This window comes from Paracoccus sp. P2 (assembly GCF_046335115.1).
Lineage (GTDB): Bacteria > Pseudomonadota > Alphaproteobacteria > Rhodobacterales > Rhodobacteraceae > Paracoccus > Paracoccus pantotrophus.
Genome location: NZ_JBGOSN010000138.1, coordinates 1 through 1,418, shown reverse-complemented (window position 1 = coordinate 1,418; position 1,418 = coordinate 1). Strand labels below are relative to the sequence as shown.

Annotated in this window: 1 protein-coding gene and 1 pseudogene; both read right to left on the bottom strand. The window is 62.9% G+C overall.

All coding sequences use genetic code 11. The annotated features are described in order from the left end of the window. Positions 1 to 100 precede the first annotated feature (100 nt). Positions 101 to 925, bottom strand: a pseudogene (locus ACDP63_RS24795) (IS110-like element ISPko7 family transposase); the annotation flags it as partial. 19 nt (positions 926 to 944) lie between these two features. Continuing rightward, entirely contained in the window at positions 945 to 1,214 is a 270-nt protein-coding gene (locus tag ACDP63_RS24790) for an SIS domain-containing protein (RefSeq protein WP_409928849.1), read from the bottom strand. Positions 1,215 to 1,418: the final 204 nt, after the last annotated feature.

The window sequence follows — 1,418 nt, the reverse complement described above, 5'->3', positions numbered from 1 at the left end:
TCTCGTGCCGATGTCCATTGACCTCGCGGCCTAACCCGCGCCAACTTCACATGCCCGGAGCAAGCCGCCAGGGAATTTCCACAGCCTTCGCGACACGACCCCGCAAAGACCGTTCGCCCATCCTTGTCGTGGCCCCAAGGCGCTGCTTGCCGCCTGTGGAATGCTGACGGGGTGTGAGGCCGAGCCAAGCCGCAAAATCGCGCGCCTTGCGGAACGTCTCGGGGGGCGGAGCCAGGACTGCGATGGCCGTGGCAATCAGAGGACCTATCCCCGGGACTGTCATCAGCCGCCGCGCCACCTCATTGTCCTGGGCACACCGGGCGATCTCGGTATCGAGCTTGCTGATCTCCGCCTCGAGATGGGCGAGGGTCGCGACCAGCACCTTGAGCGTGGGGATGGCATCGGCAGGCAGACCGCCTTCCGGATCTTCCACAATGGCAATCAGCTTCGACACGTTAGCCGCGCCCTGCGGCACGATCTTTCCGAACTCGCCCAAATGCCCGCGCAGGGCATTGATGGCCTGGGTTCTCTGCCGGATCAGCAACTCGCGGATGCGAAAGACCATTGCAGCGCCCTGGGTCTCCTCGCTCTTCACCGGCACGAAGCGCATCGTCGGGCGCTGCGCCGCCTCGCAGATTGCTTCGGCATCGGCCATGTCATTCTTCTGGCGCTTCACGAATGGCTTCACGTAGGCGGGTGGGATCAGCCGCACCTCATGCCCGATCTTCCCGATCTCACGCCCCCAGAAATGGGCGCCGCCACAGGCTTCCATCGCGACAACGCAGGCCGGAAGCTGTCCGAAGAATGCCAGCACCTGGTCTCTTCTCAGCTTCTTGCGCAGCACCGCCCGGCCCGCAGCGTCGGCCCCGTGAACCTGAAACACATTCTTCGCCAAATCGAGTCCGACCGTGATAATCTCAGACATGACCGCTCTCCTTTGTGGATCATTGCAGACCCACCTTGGCACACAGAGGCCGTCGGGGGGCGGTCACAGCATCAGAGCCGGTGATGGCGACGACGCCCATGCCCTTTTCCCGCGCGAGCTGGGCCAGTTCCAGGCTGTGCCGCGCATAGGGGTTGATCGAGATCGCCAGCAGCACATCCTTGGCCCCCGCGCGCATCAGCCCGGCGACCTTTGTTGATGCCGACAGCGGCGACTGGCGTTTAGGAAACGCGACACATTCCTTGGTGTCGGCGCACCCCCCGCTGGTCAACTGCTTTCCTTGGAGGCCGACGAGGCGGCTTCGCGACCAGCGAATTGGCCAATACGGCGTGTGAGCAAGGACTTATCAATCTGCTGGTCGAGGCGCTGACATCGTAACGGCCCGATTGTTACCGCCTGCCTGAGTTTGGGCTGATGGATTAAGGCACGTGCATAGTGACGTCGTTAATGACGTGTCTTATGCGGGTGTGGGGAT